The organism is Phreatobacter oligotrophus, from assembly GCF_003046185.1.
Taxonomy (GTDB): domain Bacteria; phylum Pseudomonadota; class Alphaproteobacteria; order Rhizobiales; family Phreatobacteraceae; genus Phreatobacter; species Phreatobacter oligotrophus.
The window spans coordinates 309,321-328,986 of record NZ_PZZL01000002.1 but is presented as its reverse complement, the minus strand read 5'-3'; the positions used below and the strand labels follow the sequence as shown (position 1 = coordinate 328,986).

At 69.8% G+C, this 19,666-nt stretch carries 17 protein-coding genes; 8 read left to right on the top strand and 9 right to left on the bottom strand.

Annotation, left to right across the window (positions count from 1 at the left end; genetic code table 11):
* Window positions 1-41 precede the first annotated feature (41 nt).
* Window positions 42-1,439, bottom strand: a complete 1,398-nt coding sequence (locus C8P69_RS24420; RefSeq protein WP_108174860.1) for a globin-coupled sensor protein — start codon at window positions 1,437-1,439, stop codon at window positions 42-44.
* A 342-nt stretch (window positions 1,440-1,781) separates the two neighbouring features.
* Between C8P69_RS24420 and C8P69_RS05515 the strand changes: the two genes are divergently transcribed.
* The gene (locus tag C8P69_RS05515) at window positions 1,782-2,690 is read left to right on the top strand and encodes a DUF2865 domain-containing protein (protein ID WP_108174859.1); all 909 of its coding nucleotides are present in this window, start codon (window positions 1,782-1,784) and stop codon (window positions 2,688-2,690) included.
* Between the two features lie 10 nt (window positions 2,691-2,700).
* On the opposite strand, the gene C8P69_RS05510 is transcribed toward C8P69_RS05515, so the two are convergent.
* The 4 genes from C8P69_RS05510 to C8P69_RS05495 form a co-directional block, all read right to left on the bottom strand.
* Window positions 2,701-3,567: a ChaN family lipoprotein gene (locus C8P69_RS05510; protein ID WP_245901880.1), complete on the bottom strand. Its 867-nt coding sequence runs from the start codon at window positions 3,565-3,567 to the stop codon at window positions 2,701-2,703.
* Between the two features lie 97 nt (window positions 3,568-3,664).
* Window positions 3,665-5,371 (bottom strand): methyl-accepting chemotaxis protein, encoded by a 1,707-nt coding sequence (locus tag C8P69_RS05505; RefSeq protein ID WP_170118129.1) that lies wholly within the window; start codon window positions 5,369-5,371, stop codon window positions 3,665-3,667.
* A gap of 260 nt (window positions 5,372-5,631) precedes the next feature.
* Complete coding sequence (locus C8P69_RS05500; protein WP_108174856.1) at window positions 5,632-7,338, bottom strand: methyl-accepting chemotaxis protein; 1,707 nt, start codon at window positions 7,336-7,338, stop codon at window positions 5,632-5,634.
* Window positions 7,339-7,469: 131 nt separating this feature from the next.
* Complete coding sequence (locus tag C8P69_RS05495; RefSeq protein ID WP_211353805.1) at window positions 7,470-8,708, bottom strand: multidrug effflux MFS transporter; 1,239 nt, start codon at window positions 8,706-8,708, stop codon at window positions 7,470-7,472.
* Between the two features lie 215 nt (window positions 8,709-8,923).
* On the opposite strand from C8P69_RS05495, the gene C8P69_RS05490 reads away from it, so the two are divergent.
* From C8P69_RS05490 to C8P69_RS05480, 3 genes are all read left to right on the top strand, one after another.
* Window positions 8,924-9,910 (top strand): Bug family tripartite tricarboxylate transporter substrate binding protein, encoded by a 987-nt coding sequence (locus C8P69_RS05490; RefSeq protein ID WP_108174855.1) that lies wholly within the window; start codon window positions 8,924-8,926, stop codon window positions 9,908-9,910.
* Window positions 9,911-10,015: 105 nt separating this feature from the next.
* A complete protein-coding gene (locus C8P69_RS05485; protein ID WP_108174854.1) occupies window positions 10,016-10,993 on the top strand; it encodes a Bug family tripartite tricarboxylate transporter substrate binding protein in 978 nt (325 codons plus the stop codon).
* Between the two features lie 29 nt (window positions 10,994-11,022).
* A complete protein-coding gene (locus C8P69_RS05480; RefSeq protein ID WP_108174853.1) occupies window positions 11,023-11,865 on the top strand; it encodes an aldo/keto reductase in 843 nt (280 codons plus the stop codon).
* A gap of 6 nt (window positions 11,866-11,871) precedes the next feature.
* Here C8P69_RS05480 and yacG read toward each other — a convergent pair whose 3' ends face one another.
* Both yacG and C8P69_RS05470 read right to left on the bottom strand, forming a co-directional pair.
* On the bottom strand, window positions 11,872-12,075 hold the full coding sequence (yacG, locus tag C8P69_RS05475) for a DNA gyrase inhibitor YacG (RefSeq protein WP_108174852.1): 204 nt from the start codon (window positions 12,073-12,075) through the stop codon (window positions 11,872-11,874).
* A 39-nt stretch (window positions 12,076-12,114) separates the two neighbouring features.
* Entirely contained in the window at window positions 12,115-12,753 is a 639-nt protein-coding gene (locus C8P69_RS05470) for a Maf-like protein (RefSeq protein ID WP_108174851.1), read from the bottom strand.
* A gap of 338 nt (window positions 12,754-13,091) precedes the next feature.
* On the opposite strand from C8P69_RS05470, the gene C8P69_RS05465 reads away from it, so the two are divergent.
* From C8P69_RS05465 to C8P69_RS05450, 4 genes are all read left to right on the top strand, one after another.
* A complete protein-coding gene (locus tag C8P69_RS05465; RefSeq protein ID WP_108174850.1) occupies window positions 13,092-14,141 on the top strand; it encodes a MaoC family dehydratase in 1,050 nt (349 codons plus the stop codon).
* Window positions 14,142-14,326: 185 nt separating this feature from the next.
* Entirely contained in the window at window positions 14,327-14,887 is a 561-nt protein-coding gene (locus C8P69_RS05460; RefSeq protein ID WP_108174849.1) for a sigma-70 family RNA polymerase sigma factor, read from the top strand.
* Complete coding sequence (locus tag C8P69_RS05455) at window positions 14,884-15,579, top strand: hypothetical protein (protein ID WP_108174848.1); 696 nt, start codon at window positions 14,884-14,886, stop codon at window positions 15,577-15,579. The genes C8P69_RS05460 and C8P69_RS05455 overlap by 4 nt, the downstream gene beginning before the upstream one ends.
* 94 nt (window positions 15,580-15,673) lie before the next feature.
* The gene (locus C8P69_RS05450) at window positions 15,674-17,707 is read left to right on the top strand and encodes a S8 family peptidase (RefSeq protein ID WP_108174847.1); all 2,034 of its coding nucleotides are present in this window, start codon (window positions 15,674-15,676) and stop codon (window positions 17,705-17,707) included.
* A gap of 93 nt (window positions 17,708-17,800) precedes the next feature.
* On the opposite strand, the gene C8P69_RS23770 is transcribed toward C8P69_RS05450, so the two are convergent.
* Both C8P69_RS23770 and lpdA read right to left on the bottom strand, forming a co-directional pair.
* Window positions 17,801-18,088 carry a hypothetical protein gene (locus C8P69_RS23770; RefSeq protein WP_170118128.1) on the bottom strand — a complete coding sequence of 96 codons (288 nt, stop codon included), beginning with the start codon at window positions 18,086-18,088 and terminating at the stop codon, window positions 17,801-17,803.
* Window positions 18,089-18,257: 169 nt separating this feature from the next.
* Window positions 18,258-19,655 carry a dihydrolipoyl dehydrogenase gene (lpdA, locus tag C8P69_RS05440; RefSeq protein WP_108174845.1) on the bottom strand — a complete coding sequence of 466 codons (1,398 nt, stop codon included), beginning with the start codon at window positions 19,653-19,655 and terminating at the stop codon, window positions 18,258-18,260.
* Window positions 19,656-19,666: the final 11 nt, after the last annotated feature.

The window sequence follows — 19,666 nt, the reverse complement described above, 5'->3', positions numbered from 1 at the left end:
GGCGGGCCTGTCCCGGGGGAACGGGAAAGCGTGGCGTTCCGTCAGGCCGCCTTCACGGTCGACAGGAACTGGTGCACCGCAGACTTCAGCTGCTCCGACTGGGTGGAGAGCTCCGTCGAGGAGCTCAGCACCTCGCCGGCGGACTTGCCGGTCATCTCTGCCGTCGCGGTGACGTTCTGGATCGTCGAGGAGACGCTGGCCGTGCCGCTCGCCGCCTGCGCGACGTTGCGGGCGATCTCGGCGGTGGCGGCGCCCTGCTGCTCCACCGCGGCGGCGATGGCGGCGGCGATCTGGTCCATCCGGCGGATGACCTCGGTGATGCCGTCGATGGAGCCGACGGATTCGTTGGTCGCCTGCTGGATGCCGGTGATCTGCGCGGCGATCTCGGTGGTGGCCTTGGCGGTCTGCTCGGCGAGGCTCTTCACCTCCTGGGCGACGACGGCGAAGCCCTTGCCCGCTTCACCGGCCCTTGCCGCCTCGATCGTGGCATTGAGCGCCAGCAGGTTGGTCTGGCCGGCAATGTTGTTGATGAGGCCGACAATGTCGCCGATCTTCTGGGCATTCTCGGCGAGCTGGCGGATGACGCCGCCGGTGCGGTCGGCATCGGCCACGGCGCGGCGGGCGATGGCGGCGGAATCGTTCACCTGCTTGCCGATCTCGGCGATGGAGGCGCCGAGCTCCTCGGTCGCGGTCGCCACCGTCTGCACATTGCCGGTGGCGTTCTCGGAAGCCGTGGCGACGATGCCGGACTGGCGGGCCGTCTCGCTGGCCGACTGGGTGAGGCGGCGGGCCGTGGCCTGCATCTCGCCGGACTTCTCGGCCACGACGCTGACGATGCCGCCGACCGTGCCCTCGAAATCATTGGCGAGGCGGTCGAGCGTCTCGCGGCGGTCGCGCCGGCCGGCCTCGATGTACACGGCGATGGCGAGGTCCATGTCGAGCATGGCGGCCTTGGTCACCGCGGCCTGCAGGGCGCGGCGCTCGGCGGTGCGGGCGCGGTCCATCAGCGAGGTCGGCATGCGCTTCTCGATGGCGCCGAGCACGCCGGTCACCAGCGCATTGTAGCCGCCGATATACCAGCGCGGCTCAAGGCCGAGCTTGTTGTGGATCTCGCCGATGCGGGTGACGGAGGCCTCGTAGGCCGCGTCGAAACGGCCCTCGAGGATGACGCCCCAGTGCTTCACCTGCATGGCCTTGGCGTGGTTCATGTGGTCGCGCGAGCGGAAGAACGCGGCGGTCTCCGGCACATCGGCGACGAGGGCGTAGAAGCCATCGAGAACGCCGGGCAGTTCCTCCAGCACCATGTCGCGGTGCTTCTTGAGGGCGGCGCTGACGGCGGAGTCAATTCCATGGAAGCGGAGGCGGGCGGACAGGCCCGCATCCTTTGTGGAGGGCGAACCCGTGGTCGGTCGAGCGGGGGTGGTGCCAGCGGGGGACATGGCCCTTCTCCAGTATCGTTGGCAGGGGTGGACGCCGACATGCAGGTGCCGACGTACCTAAGAACGCCAGCATCACCCTAACGGGACCTTACCCGGGTGTTCGAAACATCGCGCAAAAATTGCAGACAAGTGAGGTGGATTGTCGCGGTTATACGTATTTTACGGCCGGTCCCTTCCTTGGTCTTACGTGACGGAAAATCGACGGCGGACCCCGCATGTTTGCGAGGTTCGTGAGCCGGGTTCGCGCGATCAACCTTAACCGGGGTCCGCACTCATCCGATGGTTGCCAGAGGGTTAAGACTGCCCTAGCGTAACCTCACCATTCCGTTACCGGTGCCAGCCATGTTTCGCGTTCTCGGCATGTGCGCCGTTCTGGGCCTCGCGCTGCTCTCGATTTCGGGCAGCGAGGCCGAGGACCGCGACGAGTTCTACGCCATTGCCCGTGGCGATTACGGCCGGCCGCGTCCGGCTGCGCCGTCGGGCGGGTGGTGGGGCCGCCCGGTAGCGGCGCCGACCGTCGCCCATGTGCCCGGCACCGCTCCCCGCCAGATGGGGCCCCGCCAGAACCGCCAGGCCGCCGCCATGGCCTCCGCCGACGGCTCGTCCCGCAGCTACTGCGTGCGCTCCTGCGACGGCTACTTCTTCCCCATCGGTGCCTCGGCCCGCGGCGAGGGCCGGCAGGCCCAGGCGGCCGCCTGCGATGCCATGTGCCCCGGCGCCACGATGCGCCTGTTCTCCAGCCGCAACGGCAGCATCGAGACGGCGCGCACCGATGGCGGCCAGCTCTACACCGCCACGGCGACGGCCTTCCGCTATCGCGAAAGCCTCGTGCCCGCCTGCTCCTGCCAGGGCTCGGTGACCCAGGGCCTCTCGCGCCTCGCGCTCGCCCAGGACCACACGCTGCGGACCGGCGATGTCGTGGTGATGGAGAGCGGCGTGCGCGTGTTCCGCGACGGCGGGCGCTTCCCCTACCAGCCGCGCGATTTCGTCACCGCCCAGGCCTATGGCCGGCTGTCGCCGGACCTGCGCCAGCGGGTTCGCGAGATCGAGGAGGCCTCGCTCGGTCCGCGCCTGCGCGTCGCCGGCATCGCGCCGACGGCGGCGAGCGATGTCTTCGACAGGACGTCGCGGCTCGACGTCGTTCGCGAGATGATGGCGCGCGGTCCGGTGCGCGAGATCGCCATGGTGGCGCCCTATCGGCCCGTCGCCATGCCGCAGCCCCAGCCGCGGCCGCGACACCCGCCGCGCTGAGCCGGCCCGCCTAGTCCGCCACGAGCCGGGCGCGCATTCGGCGGGGCAGCGGCGGATCGGGCTGGTCGAGCCGGAAGACGGCGTCGGCCAGTTTCTGCTCCGGCTCGATGCGCAGCGTCTCGTCCTGGTTCGGAGCCAGCACCGAAACGGCCGTGATCCCGAGATCGGCGAGCTGGTGGGGCGTGCCGCCGAAATAGTCGCAATGGCCGCGGCCGATGATGCCCACCACCAGATCGGCGCGTCCGCCCTCCAGCGCCCGGGCGATGTTGCAGGCGAAAGCCCGGTCCCAGGTCTGCTGGGCCCGGACGAACCGGTCGAAGGCCGGATCGTCCGGCCCCTGCGCACGCCCGCCCGCGCCGCCGCCTGTGAGGTCGAACAGATGCCGCCGATAGGCCGCGGTGGCGGGCGCCGCCGGGGTCAGCCCGTCGCGCTCCGCCTCGGGAATGGCGTCCCAGCCCTCGCGGCCGACGCGGCTGACAAGCGGCCTCTCGCAGTTCAGCGCCAGCAGCGGAATGCGGTTCTGCCGGCAGAGGTGAAAGATCGGCAGGTAGAGATCCGCCGGAAATCCCCAGACCCGATCCCAGTCGACGGCGACGAGAAAGGCGGCCGTGGTCAGCCTACCATCGATCCAGTCGTCGAGAGCGGGCTGCAGCCGCCGCGGGATCATTTCGAGGCCGACGGCCAGCCGCGGCTGCAGATGGTGCAGGACCGAGACGACATTCGCCTGCCAGCGATGGATCTCGGCGACGTCGTGCGTCTCGCCGAGGAGCACCACCTGCTGGCGGGACAGTCCTTCCATCAGGCGCCGCTCATCGAGGGCCTGTCCCGTGGTCGGGTCGCACCAGGTGCCGCGGGGATGGGGAACGGAATGGGACACGGGCGGGCTCCATGGGAACCCGCCCGTCTGGCGTTGGGAGCGCAGCGCCGTCAACCGATGGCGCTGCGGGGGAGAATTGCCGCGCCGCGGCTGCGCGTCACGCCGCGCGGAAGCGGGTGAGGAACGAATCCAGCTCCTGACGCAGATCCTGGGCCTGGCCCGAGAGGCCCTGCGCCGAGGACAGCACCTGGGCCGCCGCCGCGCTGGTGGCGCCCACCGCGGCCGAGACACCGTTGATGTTGGAGCTGATCTCCGTGGCGCCGGCCGAGGCCTGCTGGACATTGCGGGCGATCTCGCCGGTGGCGGCGGTCTGCTCCTCGACCGCCGCGGCGATCTCGGTGGCGACGTGGTCCATCTCGCGGATCGTCCGGGCGATCATGTCGATGGAGGCCGAGGACGAGGCTGTCGCTTCCTGGATCGCGCCGATCTGCTTGGAGATCTCGGTGGTGGCCTTGGCCGTCTGGTCGGCAAGGCCCTTCACCTCGGCAGCCACCACGGCGAAGCCCTTGCCGGCCTCGCCCGCACGCGCCGCCTCGATCGTGGCGTTGAGCGCCAGGAGGTTGGTCTGGGCGGCGACGCCGCTGATCAGCTCGACGATCTCGCCGATCTTCTGGACCTTGAGGGCGAGCTCCTGCACCTGGGCGGCGGAGGCGTCGGCGCCCTGCACGGCGGTGGAGGACATCTGGGCGGAATGGGCGACCTGCGAGGCGATCTCGCGCACCGAGGCGGCCAGTTCCTCCGTGGCCGAGGCCACCGTCTGGATGTTGCCGGAGCTCTGCTCGGAGGCGGCGGCGACGGCGTTCGACTGCGAACCGGACTCGGCCGCCGTGCTCGACAGGCTCGTGGCCGCGCTCTTCAGCTGCTCGGCGGAGGTCGACACCGACTGGACGACGCTGCCGACCGCGGATTCAAAGTCGCTGGCGAGGCGCTCGATCAGGGCGCGCTTGTCGGCTTCGGCGCGGGCCTCGGCCTCCGCCTGTTCGCGGCGCAGGCGTTCGGCCTCCAGGCCATTGGCCTTGAACACCTCCGCCGAGCGGGCGATGTCGCCCACCTCGTCGCGGCGCTCCGTGCCGGCAATGGCGATGTCGAAACGGCCCTTGGCGAGATCCTCGAGCTGGCCGGACAGCGCCCGGATCGGGGTGGCGATCCCACCGCGGCCGATCACCAGGCCTGCACTGCCACCGAAGAGGATGCCGACGCCAGCCAGCGCCATCATCAGGCGCGACATGCTGGTCTCGGTCGCGTGAAGCTGGTCGCGGAACGTGGCGGCGCGGGAGAGCAGCAGGGCGGTGAGATCCTGCGCCTCCTTTCGGGCCGCGAGGAAGGCGGTGCGGTTCTCTGCGACCATGCGGCCGAGTTCGTGGCGCTGGTCCATCGTCGCCTCGCCGGTGATGGACTTGGCGAGAGCCATCGTCTTCTCCTCGGCGGCGAAATAGCCGTTCAGCGTGGTCTCCACCTTCGCGAGGGCCTGCTGCACGACCTCCGCGCGGCTGGTGCGGATCTCGGCGAGGTAGCCCTCGATGCCGCGCCGCTGCTCGCTGACCATAGCGACGTTGTCGCGGATGACGTCCGGCGCCGGATTGACCGCGATCGTCGCCTCGCCCCGGCCGATATAGGTGAGGGCGGAGGTGAGGCGGGACGAGGCGGTCGCGCGTTGACCGCCGAGAATGCCTTGCTCGGCATCGCCGGTGACGCTCGACAGCGCATACATGGCGATGCCGACCAGCGCGAGGGCGAGCAGGTTGAGAAGGCCGACGAGCCCGAGAACCTTCGGGGTGATGCGGAAACGGGAGAGCCAGGCCATGGGGACGCGTCCTGTGGTGAAATGTCGCTCCACCCTTCGCCCCAGCTCCTTCATGAGACGTTAAATCCACCGCGGAAACGCGGTAAATTCGTCTGATTTTTGAGACAAATTGCGACTTGTTTGGACGGCCTCCCACTCATGGTTGCCGAGATGTCAAAGGTCGCATCCCCTGCGGCGTAACCAACCAGTAATGCGAAACGGCGAAGGCCGGCCCGGGATGCGGGCCGGCCTTCGAGAGGGTTGCAGGGTCGGAGCCTGGCTCAGGCGGCGCGGAAGCGCACCAGGAAGCTGTCGAGTTCGGTGCGGAGCTGGCGGGCCTGGGTCGACAGCCCCTCGGCGGAGGCGAGGACCTGGGTCGCCGCGGCGCTGGTCTCGCCGACCGCAGCCGATACGCCGCTGATGTTGGAGCTGATCTCCGTGGCGCCGGCCGAGGCCTGCTGGACGTTGCGGGCGATCTCGCCGGTGGCCGCCGTCTGCTCCTCGACCGCCGCGGCGATCTCGGTGGCGACGTGGTCCATCTCGCGGATCGTCCGGGCGATCATGTCGATGGAGGCCGAGGACGAGGCTGTCGCTTCCTGGATCGCGCCGATCTGCTTGGAGATCTCGGTGGTGGCCTTGGCCGTCTGGTCGGCAAGGCCCTTCACCTCGGCGGCGACAACCGCGAAGCCCTTGCCGGCCTCGCCGGCCCGCGCCGCCTCGATGGTGGCGTTGAGCGCCAGCAGGTTGGTCTGGGCGGCGACGCCGCTGATCAGCTCGACGATCTCGCCGATCTTCTGGACCTTGTGGGCGAGGTCCTGAACCTGGGCCGCCGACTGGTCGGCGCCCTGCACGGCGGTGGAGGACATCTGGGCGGAATGGGCGACCTGCGAGGCGATCTCGCGCACCGAGGCGGCCAGTTCCTCCGTGGCCGAGGCCACCGTCTGGATGTTGCCGGAGCTCTGCTCGGAGGCGGCGGCGACGGCGTTCGACTGCGAACCGGACTCGGCCGCGGCGCTCGACAGGCTGGTGGCCGCGCCCTTCAACTGCTCGGCCGACTGCGACACCGACGCGACGACCGATCCGACGGCCGCCTCGAACTCGCCGGCCAGGCGGTCGAGCATGGCGCGCTTCTCGGCCTCGGCGCGGGCCTCGGCCTCGGCCTGTTCGCGGCGCAAGCGTTCGGCCTCGAGGCCGTTCGCCTTGAAGATCTCCGCCGAGCGAGCGATGTCGCCCACCTCGTCGCGGCGCTCTGTGCCGGCGACCGTGATGTCGAACCGGCCCTTGGCGAGGTCCTGCAACTGCTCGGAGAGGGTGCGGATGGGGGTGGCGATGCCGCTGCGGCCGATGAGCAGGCCAGCGGCGACACCGACGAGGACACCGATGCCGGCAAGGATCAGCATGAGGCGGCTCATGTCGGAGCCGGTTGTCTTGAGCTGGTTGCGATACATCTCGCCGCGCTCAAGCAGCACGGCGGTCAGGGCCTGAACCTCGCGGCGGCCTTCGAGATAGAGCGGGCGGTTGGCGATGACGAGCTGTGCGAGCTCGCGGCGCTGGTCAGCCGTCGGCTCGCCGGTGATGGAACGGGCGAGCGTGAGCACGCCCTCCTGCGCCGTCAGATAGCGGTTGATGCCGGCTTCCGCCTTGTTGGCGGCGGTCTGGACGACCTCGGCGCGGCTGGTGCGAATGCGCTGGAGGTTCTCGGTGATCGACCGGCGCTGGGCGGTAATGGCCTCGACGTTCTCACGGATGATCTCCGGCGTCGGGTTCAAGGCGACGACCGCCTCTGCCCGACCCACGAAGGTGACCGCCGACGTGACGCGGGAGGCGGCCGTGGCACGGGCGCCGGATTCGATGCCGGTTTCAGCGTCCGTCGAGACGCTGGACAGCGCGTACATGCCGACGCCGGCGAGGCAGAGCATCAGGGCGTTCAAAGCCAGAACAAGACCGAGGATCTTCGGTGTGATCCTGATCTTCGAAAGCCATGCCATGGGTCTTCTCCTGAGCGGTATCTGACCTCACGGAAACCACAGACCCGTTCAGGAGAAGTTAATTCGACATAAAGTTCACGGTAAAATTGCATAAAAAATGCGCACACCTCGCCACTTTTTCTGTGGCCGGCTCAGGCCACGCGGGTCGGTCGAAACAGCCGTCCCTTCTCGGCGATCAGCACCATGGCCAGGGCCGCCAGCCCGCAGCCGCCGAAGCCCAGCACGATGGGCAGCGCCGTGCCGTCGAAATGCTGGCCGATGAAGAAGCCGATCAGCGCCCCGCCGACGGTCGAGACGAAGCCTTGCACTGACGAGGCCGTGCCGGCCACGTGGCCGAGCGGATCCATGGCCATGGCGCCGAAATTCGAGGCCATGAGGCCGAAGCAGAACATGGTGGCGCACTGGAACAGCGCGAAGGTCACCATGGTCTCATGGCCCGCCAGCGCCACGGCGCCATGGGCGAGCGTGGCCGCGAGATAGCCGAGCAGGGCGGTGTGAGAGACGCGGCGCATGCCGAAGCGCTCGACGATGCGCGAGTTGAGGAACGAGGCCACCGCCATGAAGCCTGCGATCACCGCGAAGATGATCGTGAACAGCTCCTCGGCCCGGAAGGTCACCTCGAACAGCTGCTGCGCCGCATTGATGAAGCCGAACAGGCTGCCGATGACGAAGGTCATGGCCAGCATGTAGCCGACCGACAGGCGGGTCGTGAGGCAGGTCGCGAAGGCCTTCACCATCGGCGCCAGGGCGATGGGCGTGCGGTCCTCCGGATGCAGCGTCTCGGGCAGCTTGCGGGCGACCCACAGCGCCACGGCCACGCCGAACAGGCCGAGCAGCGCGAAGATCCAGCGCCAGGGGGCGACGAGAATGATCACCTGCCCGATCGAGGGAGCGAGGATCGGCACGGCGAGGAAGACGATGAAGGCGAGCGACATGACCCGCGCCATCTGTCGCCCCGAATAGGTGTCGCGCACGATGGAGACGGCGAGCACCCGCGTCGCCGCCGCCCCGACGCCCTGCACCACGCGCGCCACCATCATCGCGTCGAAGCTGGTCGCCAACGTCGCGCCGAGGCTGCCGATCACATAGATGGCAAGGCCCATGAGCAGGATGCGCTTGCGCCCGAAGCGGTCGGCGAGCGGACCATAGATCAGCTGCGAGGCGCCGAAGCCCAGCAGATAGGACGTCACCACCCATTGCCGGTCATTGGCCGTGCCGATGCCCAGCGCCTCGCCGATCTCCGGCAGGGCGGGCAGCATGGAATCGATGGCCAGCGCGTTGGCCGCCATGAGCGCGGCGATCATCGCGACGAAAGAGCGGAAGCCCAGCCCCGGATAGGGTCCGGTGGCCGGTGGGGAGGCGGTCGTCATGGCACCATGGACAGGTTGCGGGGAGGGCGGCGAGCAGGGCGGCCGGCCCTCGGAAGGCGCCTGACATAAGGGCTGTCGGAAGACAGGGCCATCCACATTGGCGTGAGGCAGGATCACGCAGGCGTCGTGCTTGCAGGGCTTTGCGCGCAGCGTCTACCTTGCGCAACGATCGCGTCGCCGACGGCGCCAAAACACAGCAGAACAGAGGAAATCCCATGACCATCGACCGCCGTACGGTCCTGGCCGGCCTTGCCGGTGCGCTGGCGACGCCCGCCATCCATGGCGCCCATGCCCAGGGCGCCTGGCCGAACCGCCCCATCCGCATGATCGTGCCCTTCCCGCCGGGCGGCTCCACCGACGTGCTCTCGCGCGTCATCGGCGAGCATCTCGGCAAGGAGCTCGGCCAGACGGTCGTCATCGAGAACCGGCCGGGCTCGGCCGGCAATGTCGGCGTCAACGCCATCGCCAAGGCGGACCCGGATGGCTACACGATCGGCGTCTCCACCATCGGTCCGCTCTCCGCCCATATCGAGCTGTACCGCACGCTGCCCTTCAATCCGCTGACCGATTTCACCTATCTCGCTGACATCTACGAGATTCCCAACGTCCTCGTCGTGAACCTCCAGAACCCCGCCAACACGGTGCAGGAGTTCATCGCCTGGGTGAAGGCCAAGGGCGAGGGCAAGGCCTCCTACGGCACGCCGGGCCTTGGCACCACGGCGCATCTGTCGACCGAGTTCCTCTCCCGCCGCGTCGGCATGCAGCCGCTCCACGTGCCCTACCGCACCGGCTCGGTCGCGGTGCAGGACCTCATTGCCGGCCGCATCGACTTCATGTTCGACAACCTGCCGACCATCATCGGCCAGATCCAGGGCAAGGCGATCAAGCCGATCGCCGTCTCCACCGCCAAGCGCTGGCCGGGCCTGCCCGATGTGCCGACGATGATCGAGGGCGGCGTGCCCGACTTCGACGTCACCTCCTGGTCGGGCATGATCGCGCCGAAGGGCGTGCCCGCCCCAATCGTCGAGCGGCTCGTCGCCGCCCATATCAAGGTCGGCCAGGACCCGGCCTTCGTGAAGCGCTTCGAGGAGCTCGGCGCGCTCGCCACCATGAAGGGCCCCGAGGTCCTGCAGGCGCGCATGGCCCGCGAGATCCCGCGCTGGGCCGAAGTGGTCCGCGCCGCCGGCGCCAAGGTCGACTGACGCATGGCCTGCGGCGGGGGAGGGCTCGCCCCCGCCGACCGGCCGGGTTGTGGCGGTTCGTGAAATGGCGTTTCATTCCCGGAAACAATGATCCGGGGAAATGCCATGTCCGCCACCAGCCGCCGTTCCGTCCTCGCCGCCATGGGCGGCGTCGCCGCGGCCTCGATCCTGCCGGCGCGGGCCCAGGCCTTTCCCTCCAAGCGCGTGACGCTGCTCGTGCCCTTCCCGCCGGGTGGGCCGGTCGATCTCACGGCCCGGCAGATCGGCCAGAAAATCTCCGAATACTGGAACCAGGCGGTCATCATCGAGAACCGTCCGGGCGCCGATGCGGTGATCGGCGCCCAGGCCGTCCAGCGCGCCGATCCGGACGGGCATACGCTCCTTGTCTGCGCCATCCACCACACCGTGCATCCGAGCCTCAAGGCCAGCCTGCCCTATGACTTCCTCACCGAGTTCGTGCCGGTGAGCGGCGCCGGCATCTTCCCCATCATCGTCTGCGCCCATCCCTCGCTGCCGGTCTCGACGGTGGGCGAGCTCGCGGCCTATGCGAAGGCCAATCCGGGCAAGCTCGCCTATGGCTCGGCCGGCGTTGGCGGCGGCACGCACCTTGCCGGCGAGCTGTTCAAGAGCATGACCGGCACGGACCTCCTGCATGTCGCCCATCGCGGCAGCGCGCCGGCCATGAACAGCCTCCTCGGCAACCACGTGCAGCTGATGTTCGCCGATGGGCCAACGGCGGTCCCGCAGGTGCAGTCCAAGACCGTCAAGGCGCTGGGCATCAGCCCGGCGCGGCTGTCGCTGCTGCCGGACATCCCGACCATGGGCGAGGCGGGCCTTCCCGGCTACGAGGCCTATTCCTGGTCCGGCATCGTCGCGCCCAAAGGCACGCCGGCCGATGTCGTCACCGCCATCAACGCCGCCATGACGCGGGCGCTGAAGGAGGCGGAGACGAAGGAAAAGTTCGAGCGCTTCGGCGCCCAGCCCGCTCCGCAGACGCCGCGGGAATTCGGCGCCTTCCTGAAGGCCGAGACGGCGAAATGGTCTAAGGTCGTGGCCGACGCCAACATCCCGAAGCAGCAATAGCCGGAGCCTGTCCGGCGAGGGAGCCGGTCATGGGAACCGTTCCAACCATCCGCCTGCCGGACGGCACCGCCGTCCCCGTGCTCGGACAGGGCACCTGGACCATCGCCGACCGCCCGGCGCGGCGCGCCTCAGCCATGGCGGCGCTGCGGGCGGGCCTCGATGCCGGCCTGACCCTCATCGACACGGCCGAGATGTATGGCGACGGCGCCGCCGAGGAGCTCATCGGCGAGGCCATCGCCGGCCGCCGCGACGAGGCCTATCTCGCCTCCAAGGTCTATCCGCACAATGCCGGCCGGCGCAGCGCCATCGAGGCCTGCGAGCGCTCGCTGCGCCGCCTCGGGACCGACCGGCTGGACCTCTATCTCCTCCACTGGCGCGGTTCGATCCCGCTCGCCGAGACGGTCGCGGCCTTCGAGCGGCTGCGCGAGACCGGCAAGATCCGCGCCTGGGGCGTCTCCAACTTCGACCGCGACGACATGGAGGAGCTGCTGGACGAGGGCGGCGCCGCGGTGGCCGTGAACCAGGTGCTCTACAACTGCCTGCGGCGCGGCATCGAGTTCGACCTCCTCCCCTGGCAGGCCCAGCGCGGCATTCCGGTCATGGCCTATTCGCCGGTGGAACAGGGGCGCCTGACGCGCGACCCCGTGCTCGCGGCCATCGCCGCCCGCCATCCCGGCGCGACCGCCGCGCAGGTGGCCCTCGCCTTCACGCTGCGGCGGGGCGGGGTGATCGCCATTCCGCAGATGGCGAGCCCCGAGCACATCTCCGAGAACCGGCCGGCGGTCGATCTGACCCTCACCGACCAGGACATGGCCGAGATCGACCGCGCCTTCCCGCCGCCCGCCCGCAAGCGCTCGCTGGAGATGATCTGACGCCGGTCAGCGGCGGTCAGCGTCCTCGCCATCCTCGTCAGGGTCCTCGGCGACGGGGATGGCATAGGTGCCGCTGAACCAGCGGTTGAGGTCGATATCGGCGCAGCGCTTCGAACAGAAGGGCTTGTAGCGCACGGTCGCCGGCTTGCCGCAGATGCTGCAGGCCTTGGGCGGGTCGAGCGGTCGGTCGTTGTCGTTGACAGGATTCATGGCAGCGAAGATGGGGCCCGTCGGCTTCTGCGAAAAGGGTCAACCCTTGGCGATCCAGCCGAGGGTCACCGGATAGCCCGTCGCGCCGATGAGGCCGACGGCCTCGGCGAGCGGCAGGCCGACGACATTGGTGTAGGAGCCGACGAGCGACAGGACGAAGGCGCCGGCAATGCCCTGGATGGCATAGCCGCCGGCCTTGCCGCGCCATTCGCCCGAACCGAGATAGGCGTCGATCTCGGCGCCCGAGAGGCGCTTGAAGCGCACGCGGGTCTCGACCAGCTTGGTGCTGACGCGGCCGGCCTGGTCGACGCGGCAGAGGCCCGTATAGACGCGGTGCGCGCGGCCCGAGAGCAGGCGGATGCAGGCGGCGGCCTCCTCCACCGTCTCGGCCTTGGGCAGGATGCGGCGGCCGACGCAGACCACCGTATCGGCGGAGATGATGACGGAGCCCGACCAGTCCGGATCATCGCGCAGGCGGCGGGCGGCCTCGGCGGCCTTCTCGCGCGCGAGGCGCAGGGCGAGCTTCCGCGGGCTCTCGCGCGGGAAGGGCGTCTCGTCGATCTCCGCCGGCACCAGCGTGTCCGGCTCGATCCCCGCCTGCTGCAGCAGGGCGAGGCGGCGCGGCGAGGCCGAGGCGAGGACCAGCTTGGGTCGGCCGGGTACGGGAGTGGGGGCCATGGGCGCCTTGGTGCGGACGATGCGGGGTGGTGGGGTTCGATACCCGATGCGGCGGGCCTTGTGAACCGGTGGAGCTCATCGGCCCCTCACCCTTCCCTCTCCCCGCAGGCGGGGAGAGGGGGACTTCGACGTCGCGACCGAACTCCACCGTCATGCCAAGCGGAGAGGATGCCGAGCGGGACGCGACGCTGTTGCCCCCTCTCCCCGGCGGGAAGAGGGAAGGGTGAGGGGGGCGATCAAGGAACGCCCAAGGTCCTGAACTTCCCCCGCCCCCTTCCTTCGTCCGGTTGGACTTCGCAGCGCAGCACGGCATAGATGAGCGACGCGAGGAGGGCCCCATGCCGAAGACCAATCCCGGACGTTTCTTCGAGGATTTCCGCCTCGGCGACAGGCTCGTCCACGCCACCCCGCGCACCGTCACGACGGGCGATGCCGCGCTCTACACGGCGCTCTACGGCACCCGCTTCGCCGTCCAGTCCTCCGACGCCTTCGCCCGCGCCATCGGCTATCCGAAGAGCCCCCTCGACGACCTCCTCGTCTTCCACGTCGTCTTCGGCAAGACCGTGCCGGATGTGTCGCTGAACGCGGTGGCCAATCTCGGCTATGCCGGTTGCCGTTTCCTCGCGCCCGTCTATCCCGGCGACACGCTCTCCACCGTCTCCGAGGTCATCGGCCTGAAGGAGAACTCCAACCGCAAGACCGGCGTCGTCTATGTCCGCTCGGTCGGCACCAACCAGCACGGCGACACCGTGCTGGACTATGTGCGCTGGGTCATGGTGAGGAAGCGCGATGAGGCCGCGCCCGCGCCGGAGGAGCATGTGCCGGCCCTGCCGAAGGCGCTGGAGCCCGACCAGCTCGGCGATGCCTGCCCGGTGATCGACCCCGAGGCCTATGACACGGTGCTCGCCGGCCAGCGCCACCGCCTCAACGACTATGTCGCCGGCGAGTGCATCGACCATGTCGACGGCATGACCGTGGAGGAGGCCGAGCACATGCTGGCGACGCGCCTCTACCAGAACACGGCGAAGGTCCATTTCAACCAGTTCACGGAAGGCCAGGGCCGTTTCGGCCGCCGCCTCATCTATGGCGGCCACGTCATCTCCCTCGCCCGCGCCCTCTCCTTCAACGGCCTCGCCAACGCCTTCCACATCGCGGCGATCAATGGCGGGCGGCATGTCGCCCCGCTTTTCGCCGGCAACACCGTCTTCGCCTGGTCGCAGATCCTCGCCGTCGAGGAGCTTCCCGGCCGCGACGATGTCGGCGCCCTGCGCATCCGCACCGTCGCCACCAAGGACCGCCCCTGCGGCGACTATCCGCTGAAGGCGGGGGACGATTACGACCCCGCGGTAATCCTCGATCTCGACTACTGGGCGCTCATTCCCCGTTGACCCTGATCGCGGTCGCTGCGGGCGCGCGCAGCCGCCATCGCGGCAGGCCAGTTGACCTCCTGACGTGTTTCGTCATGTTACGCGGGCATGCCGACCGCGCCACGCTGCAGATTCCGCGATGCCCCATGAACCTTTTCGCCGGCTGCCGCGACTGATGGGGCGAGCCCACCGGCTCGGGAGTGACGATGCAGTCTGACAGCGACCAGGATCTCATCCTCCGGGTTGCCAAAGGCGATCGTCTCGCCTTTCGGACCCTCTATGCCCGCCACAATGTCCGCGTGTTCCGGTTCATTCTCCGGTTCGTCAGGGACGAAGTGCAGGCCGAGGATCTGATCGGCGAAGTCTTCCTGGACGTGTGGCGGCAGGCCGACCGGTTCGAGGGGCGCTCCAGCGTCTCGACCTGGATCCTTGGAATGGCCCGCTTCAAGGCGTTGTCCTCGTTGAGGAAGACGACCGAAGCGGAGCTCGACGAGGAGCAAGCCGCCGCCATCGCGGACGACGCGGACACACCCGAGACGGTGTCTCAGAAGCTGGACAAGGCAAAGGCCATCCGCCGCTGCATCGACCAGCTTTCGCCCGAGCACCGGGAAATTGTCGATCTCGTCTACTACCAGGAGAAATCCATCTCCGAAGTGGCCGAGATCGTCCAGATCCCGGAGAACACCGTCAAGACGCGCATGTTCTATGCGCGCAAGAGGCTCCAGGAGCTCATGCAGAGCGCCGGAGTCGATCGAGGTTGGCCATGACGACGCGCAGCCCCAATGACAATGCCGAGCGCCGTGCGGTCTCCGAGCTGCTGCCCTGGTACGCGGCCGGAACCCTCGACGCCTCCGACACTGCCCGTGTCGAGGCGGCGCTTGCCGCCGACCCGACGCTCCGCGATGAGCTCGAGATCGTCCGCGAGGACCAGGACGCGAGCTTCGCCCTCGCCGAAGCCGCCCCCCGTCCCTCGCCCCGCGTCCTCGACGAGCTGATGCGCCGCGTCGAGGCCGAGCCGGCGAAACTCTCCCACGTCGCCGCCCGCGCCAAGGCCGGCTTTGCCGACTGGCTCGGCGAGAAGCTCGCCCTGCTCTCGCCGCGCACCCTTGCCTATGCGGCGGGCGCTGCGGCCCTCGCCCTGGTCATCCAGGCCGGCCTCATCGGCTCCTCCTTCATGGGCGGCCCCGCCCAGTACCAGACGGCCTCGCACACGACCTCCACCGCCCCCCGCGGCGATGGCACCCATCTCCTCGTCGGCTTTGCCGGCACGGCGACCGCCGCCGACATGCAGCGGCTGCTGGAACAGGTGAAGGGCTCGATCGTCGAGGGCCCGCGCCCCGGCGGCTTCTACCGCGTGCGCATCGGCGAGGCCGGCATGGCCCAGGCCGAGATCGATCGCATCGTCGGCGAGCTGCGCCGCCAGTCGTCCCTCGTCCGCTTCGTTGGCCCGGCGACCTGACGTGACGCGGCATCCGCCGGGATGTCGCCAAACAGAAACACGCAAAGCCGACCCTTGAGCTGAAGGGCCGGCATTCGTCCGGCAGGATCGCGCCATGCCTCAGCCGTCAGACGATCGACCGCTCCGCCCGACCCGCGGCGTCCTTGCCGGGTTCCTCGCCGTGCTCGCCGCCTCGACCATGCTGGTCGCGGCCGACAGCCGGCCGGCCCAGGCGCAGTTCGGCATCTCCATCGGTGGCATCGGCATCGGCGGTGGGGGCCTGCGCAGCCGTGGTCCCCGCATCGGCCTCCCCGCGGGCGGCGCTCCCGCCATCCAGCGCATTCCCGGCGGCCGCGTCCCCGGCATGGCCATGCCGCGTGGCGGTCGCGTCATCGAGGGTGGCCGCGTCATCGATGGCGGACGTGGCGGCCGTTTCGTCGATGGTCCCGTCCGTGGCCAACGCCCGGGCCGCGTGGCGTCGCCAGGCCGTTATGGCGATGATGCCGGCACGGTTCGTCCGGGCGCCCAGCGTCCCGGTGGCAGCTCGGCGGCGACCCGTCCCCCCGCCACGCGCCCCCCGGGCACCCGTCCCCCCGGCAATCGCCCACCCGATGGCCGCCCGCCGGGAGCACGCCCGCCCGTCGTCGTCGGCCTGCCGCCTCCGGTGATCGTCCTGCCGCCCGGCGGCGGCGGTCGCCTGCCGCCCGTCGGCCCGCCCCCCGGGGGCGGAGGCCTGCCGCCGCGCGGTCCGGGATTTGGTCCGGCTGCCGCAGGCGCCGCGGCCGTCTTCGGCGCGCCGGCCCTCATTTCCGCCGCCCGCGCCGCGCCCGAGCCGCGCGACGTTCCGGGCCTTCCCGATCCCAACGAGCGCCGCTACCTGCCCGACGAGGTGCTCTTCGTCCTCGCGCCCAATGCTCCGGCGCCGACGCTGCGCAATGTCGTACGTCGCTTCAACCTGACGCTGATCGCCGAGGAGCGCTTCGACCTCGTCGGCGCCACGGTCCATCGCTATCGCATTCCCAACCGGACCACCGTGCCGGCGGCGGTCCGCGCCATGTCCGCCGTGCGCGGCGTCGGCTATGTGCAGCCGAACTATCTGTTCGAGCGGCCGAACTATGTCTTCCGCCTGCAGAGCGCCTCCACCACCCAGGGCGGCGGCGCCAGCCTGCAATATGTCGTCGAGCAGCTCCGCCTGCCCGAGGCTCATCTCCTCTCCCGCGGCGCGCAGGTGCCGATCGCGGTGATCGATTCCGGCGTCGAGGCGACGCATCCCGAAATGACCGGCCGGATCGCCAAGACCTTCGATGCGGTGGGTGGCCCCTTCCAGTCGCATGAGCACGGCACCGGCATGGCGGGCGCCATCGTCGCCCATGCCCAGCTCACCGGCATCTCGCCGGGCGCCAACATCTTTGCCGCGCGCGCCTTCGCCCCCGGCCAGAGCACGGGGGCCTCGGGCACCAGCTTCCACATCCTCAAGGCCATGGACTGGTCGATCCGCGAGGGTGCCCGCGTCATCAACATGAGCTTTGCCGGCCCGCGCGATCCGATGATGACCCGCGCCATCCAGGTGGCGGCCTCGCGCCGCATCGCCATGGTCGCGGCCATGGGCAACGAGGGCCCCGGCGCGCCGATCTCCTATCCCGCCGCCGACCCGGACGTCATCGCCGTCACGGCCACCGACCAGGCGGGCCAGCTCTTCCAGGCGGCGTCCCGCGGCGGCCATGTGACGGTCGCCGCCCCCGGCGTCGACATCATCCTGCCGGCGCCCCGCGGCGGCTACCAGATGTCGTCGGGCACCTCCGTCGCCGCCGCCCATGTGAGCGGCATCGCGGCGCTGCTCATTGAGCGCCAGCCCGACATCGACCCGGCGCAGCTGCGCCAGATCCTCCGAGAGACCGCGCGCCGCGGCGCGGCGGCCGATCCGCAGCTCGGCGCCGGCCTTGCCGATCCTGTCCCCGCCCTGAACGCGGCCGTCCGCCCGGACGCCTCCTCGGCTCCGATGGTGGCAGCGCCGCCGGTCACGCCGGCCCCCGACGCTCCGGTGGTCCCGGGCGCCACGGCCGAGGCTCCGCCGGCGACGGAACCGGGGGCCGCTCCGCGCCAGGCGACCGTCGCGCCGGGCAAGCCGGGCAAGGTCACCACCGACTGAGCCGCGTTCGCCTTCCTTGCAGGCCGAACACACGAAAACCGGCGGAGCCCTGGGGCTCCGCCGGTCTTGCGTTGGGTGGGAGTGGCGATCGGCTCAGCGGCGACGGTCGCAGACCACCATGCCGTAGAGAGCCGAGTACTGGCAGGCGCCGGGCGCGCCCGCTTCGCCCGCACCGCCCCGGCCGCGGCGCGGCGGCGTCGGGTTCGGCACAGCGATCGCATGGGTGATGACAGCCTCGGCGATACCGCCGGCGCCACCGCCGCCACCGCTGCCACCGCCGCCGCCACCGGCGGACTGGGCCTGGGCGAAGCCGGTGAAGGCGCCGGAGAGGGCGAGGGCGAGGCCGCCAGCGGCGGCAAGCTTGCGGAAGGTGATGGACATGGTGATTTCCTCCTGGTGGTGGAGCGCCGCGGCCTGCGGTCGCTTTCCATGTCCATGGGTCGCTGTGACAACGGAAACGGTTCACGCCCCGCGGTGACACCAATGAAAAACCCCGGCACGAGGCCGGGGTTCGAAGGCAGGGCAGGGGAGGGCGGGTGCGCCCTCGGCCTCACATGTGGATGGCGCGCTTGTCGACGGCGAGGGCCGCCTCCTTCACCGCCTCCGACATGGTCGGATGGGCGTGGGTGGAGCGGGCGAGGTCCTCGGACGAACCGCCGAATTCCATGAGCACCACGGCCTCGTGGATCATCTCGCCAGCGCCGGCGCCGACGATATGGACGCCGAGCACCTTGTCGGTGGCGGCATCCGCCAGCACCTTCACGAAGCCGTCCGTGGCGCGATTGGCGCGGGCGCGGCCATTGGCGGTGAAGGGGAACTTGCCGACATTGTAGGCGATGCCGGCGGCCTTGAGGTCCTCTTCGCTCTTCCCGACCGTCGCGACCTCCGGATAGGTGTAGACCACGCCGGGAATGCAGTTGTAGTTCACGTGGCCGGCCTTGCCGGCGATGATCTCGGCAACGGCGACGCCCTCATCCTCCGCCTTGTGGGCGAGCATCGGACCGCGCACCACGTCACCGATGGCATAGATGCCGGGCACGTTGGTCTTGAAGTGGTCGTCGATGATCACACGGCCACGCTCGGTGGCGACGCCGACCGCCTCGAGGCCGAGCCCGTCCGTGTAGGGGCGGCGGCCGATGGCGACCAGCACCACCTCGGCCTCGATCGTCTCAGCCGCGCCGCCAGCCGCCGGCTCGACGGTCAGGCTGACGCCCTTCTTCGAGGCCTTGGCGCCGGTCACCTTGGAGCCGAGCTGGAAGGTGAAGCCCTGCTTGCCGAGGATGCGGTGGAACTGCTTGGCGACCTCGGCATCCATGCCCGGGAGGATGCGGTCGAGATACTCGATGACATGGACCTCGGCGCCGAGGCGGCGCCAGACCGAGCCGAGCTCGAGGCCGATGACGCCGGCGCCGATCACCACGAGCTTGGACGGCACCTTGGCGAGCTCGAGCGCGCCGGTGGAGGAGACGATCTGCTTCTCGTCGATGGCGACGCCCGGCAGCTGGGCGACGTCCGAGCCGGTGGCGATGACGATGGACTTGCCCTCGATCTCCGTGACCTTGCCGTCATCGGCCGCGACCAAGACCTTGCCCGGCGCGGTGATCGTTCCGGTGCCGAAATGCTGATCGACCTTGTGCTTCTTCAGCAGGAAGGCGACGCCGCCGACATTGGCGTCGATGGTCTCCTGCTTGTGCACCATCATCTGCTTGAGGTTGAGCTTCGGCGCCGGCACGTCGATGCCGAGCGCCTTGAAGCCATGGCCCGCCTCGTCGAACAGCTCGGAGGCGTGCAGCAGCGCCTTGGAGGGGATGCAGCCGACGTTCAGGCAGGTCCCGCCATGGGTCTTGCGCTTCTCGACCACGGCCACCTTGAGGCCGAGCTGGGCGGCGCGGATGGCGCAGACATAGCCGCCAGGGCCGGTGCCGATGACGATGAGATCGTAGGACATGTCAGTCTCCG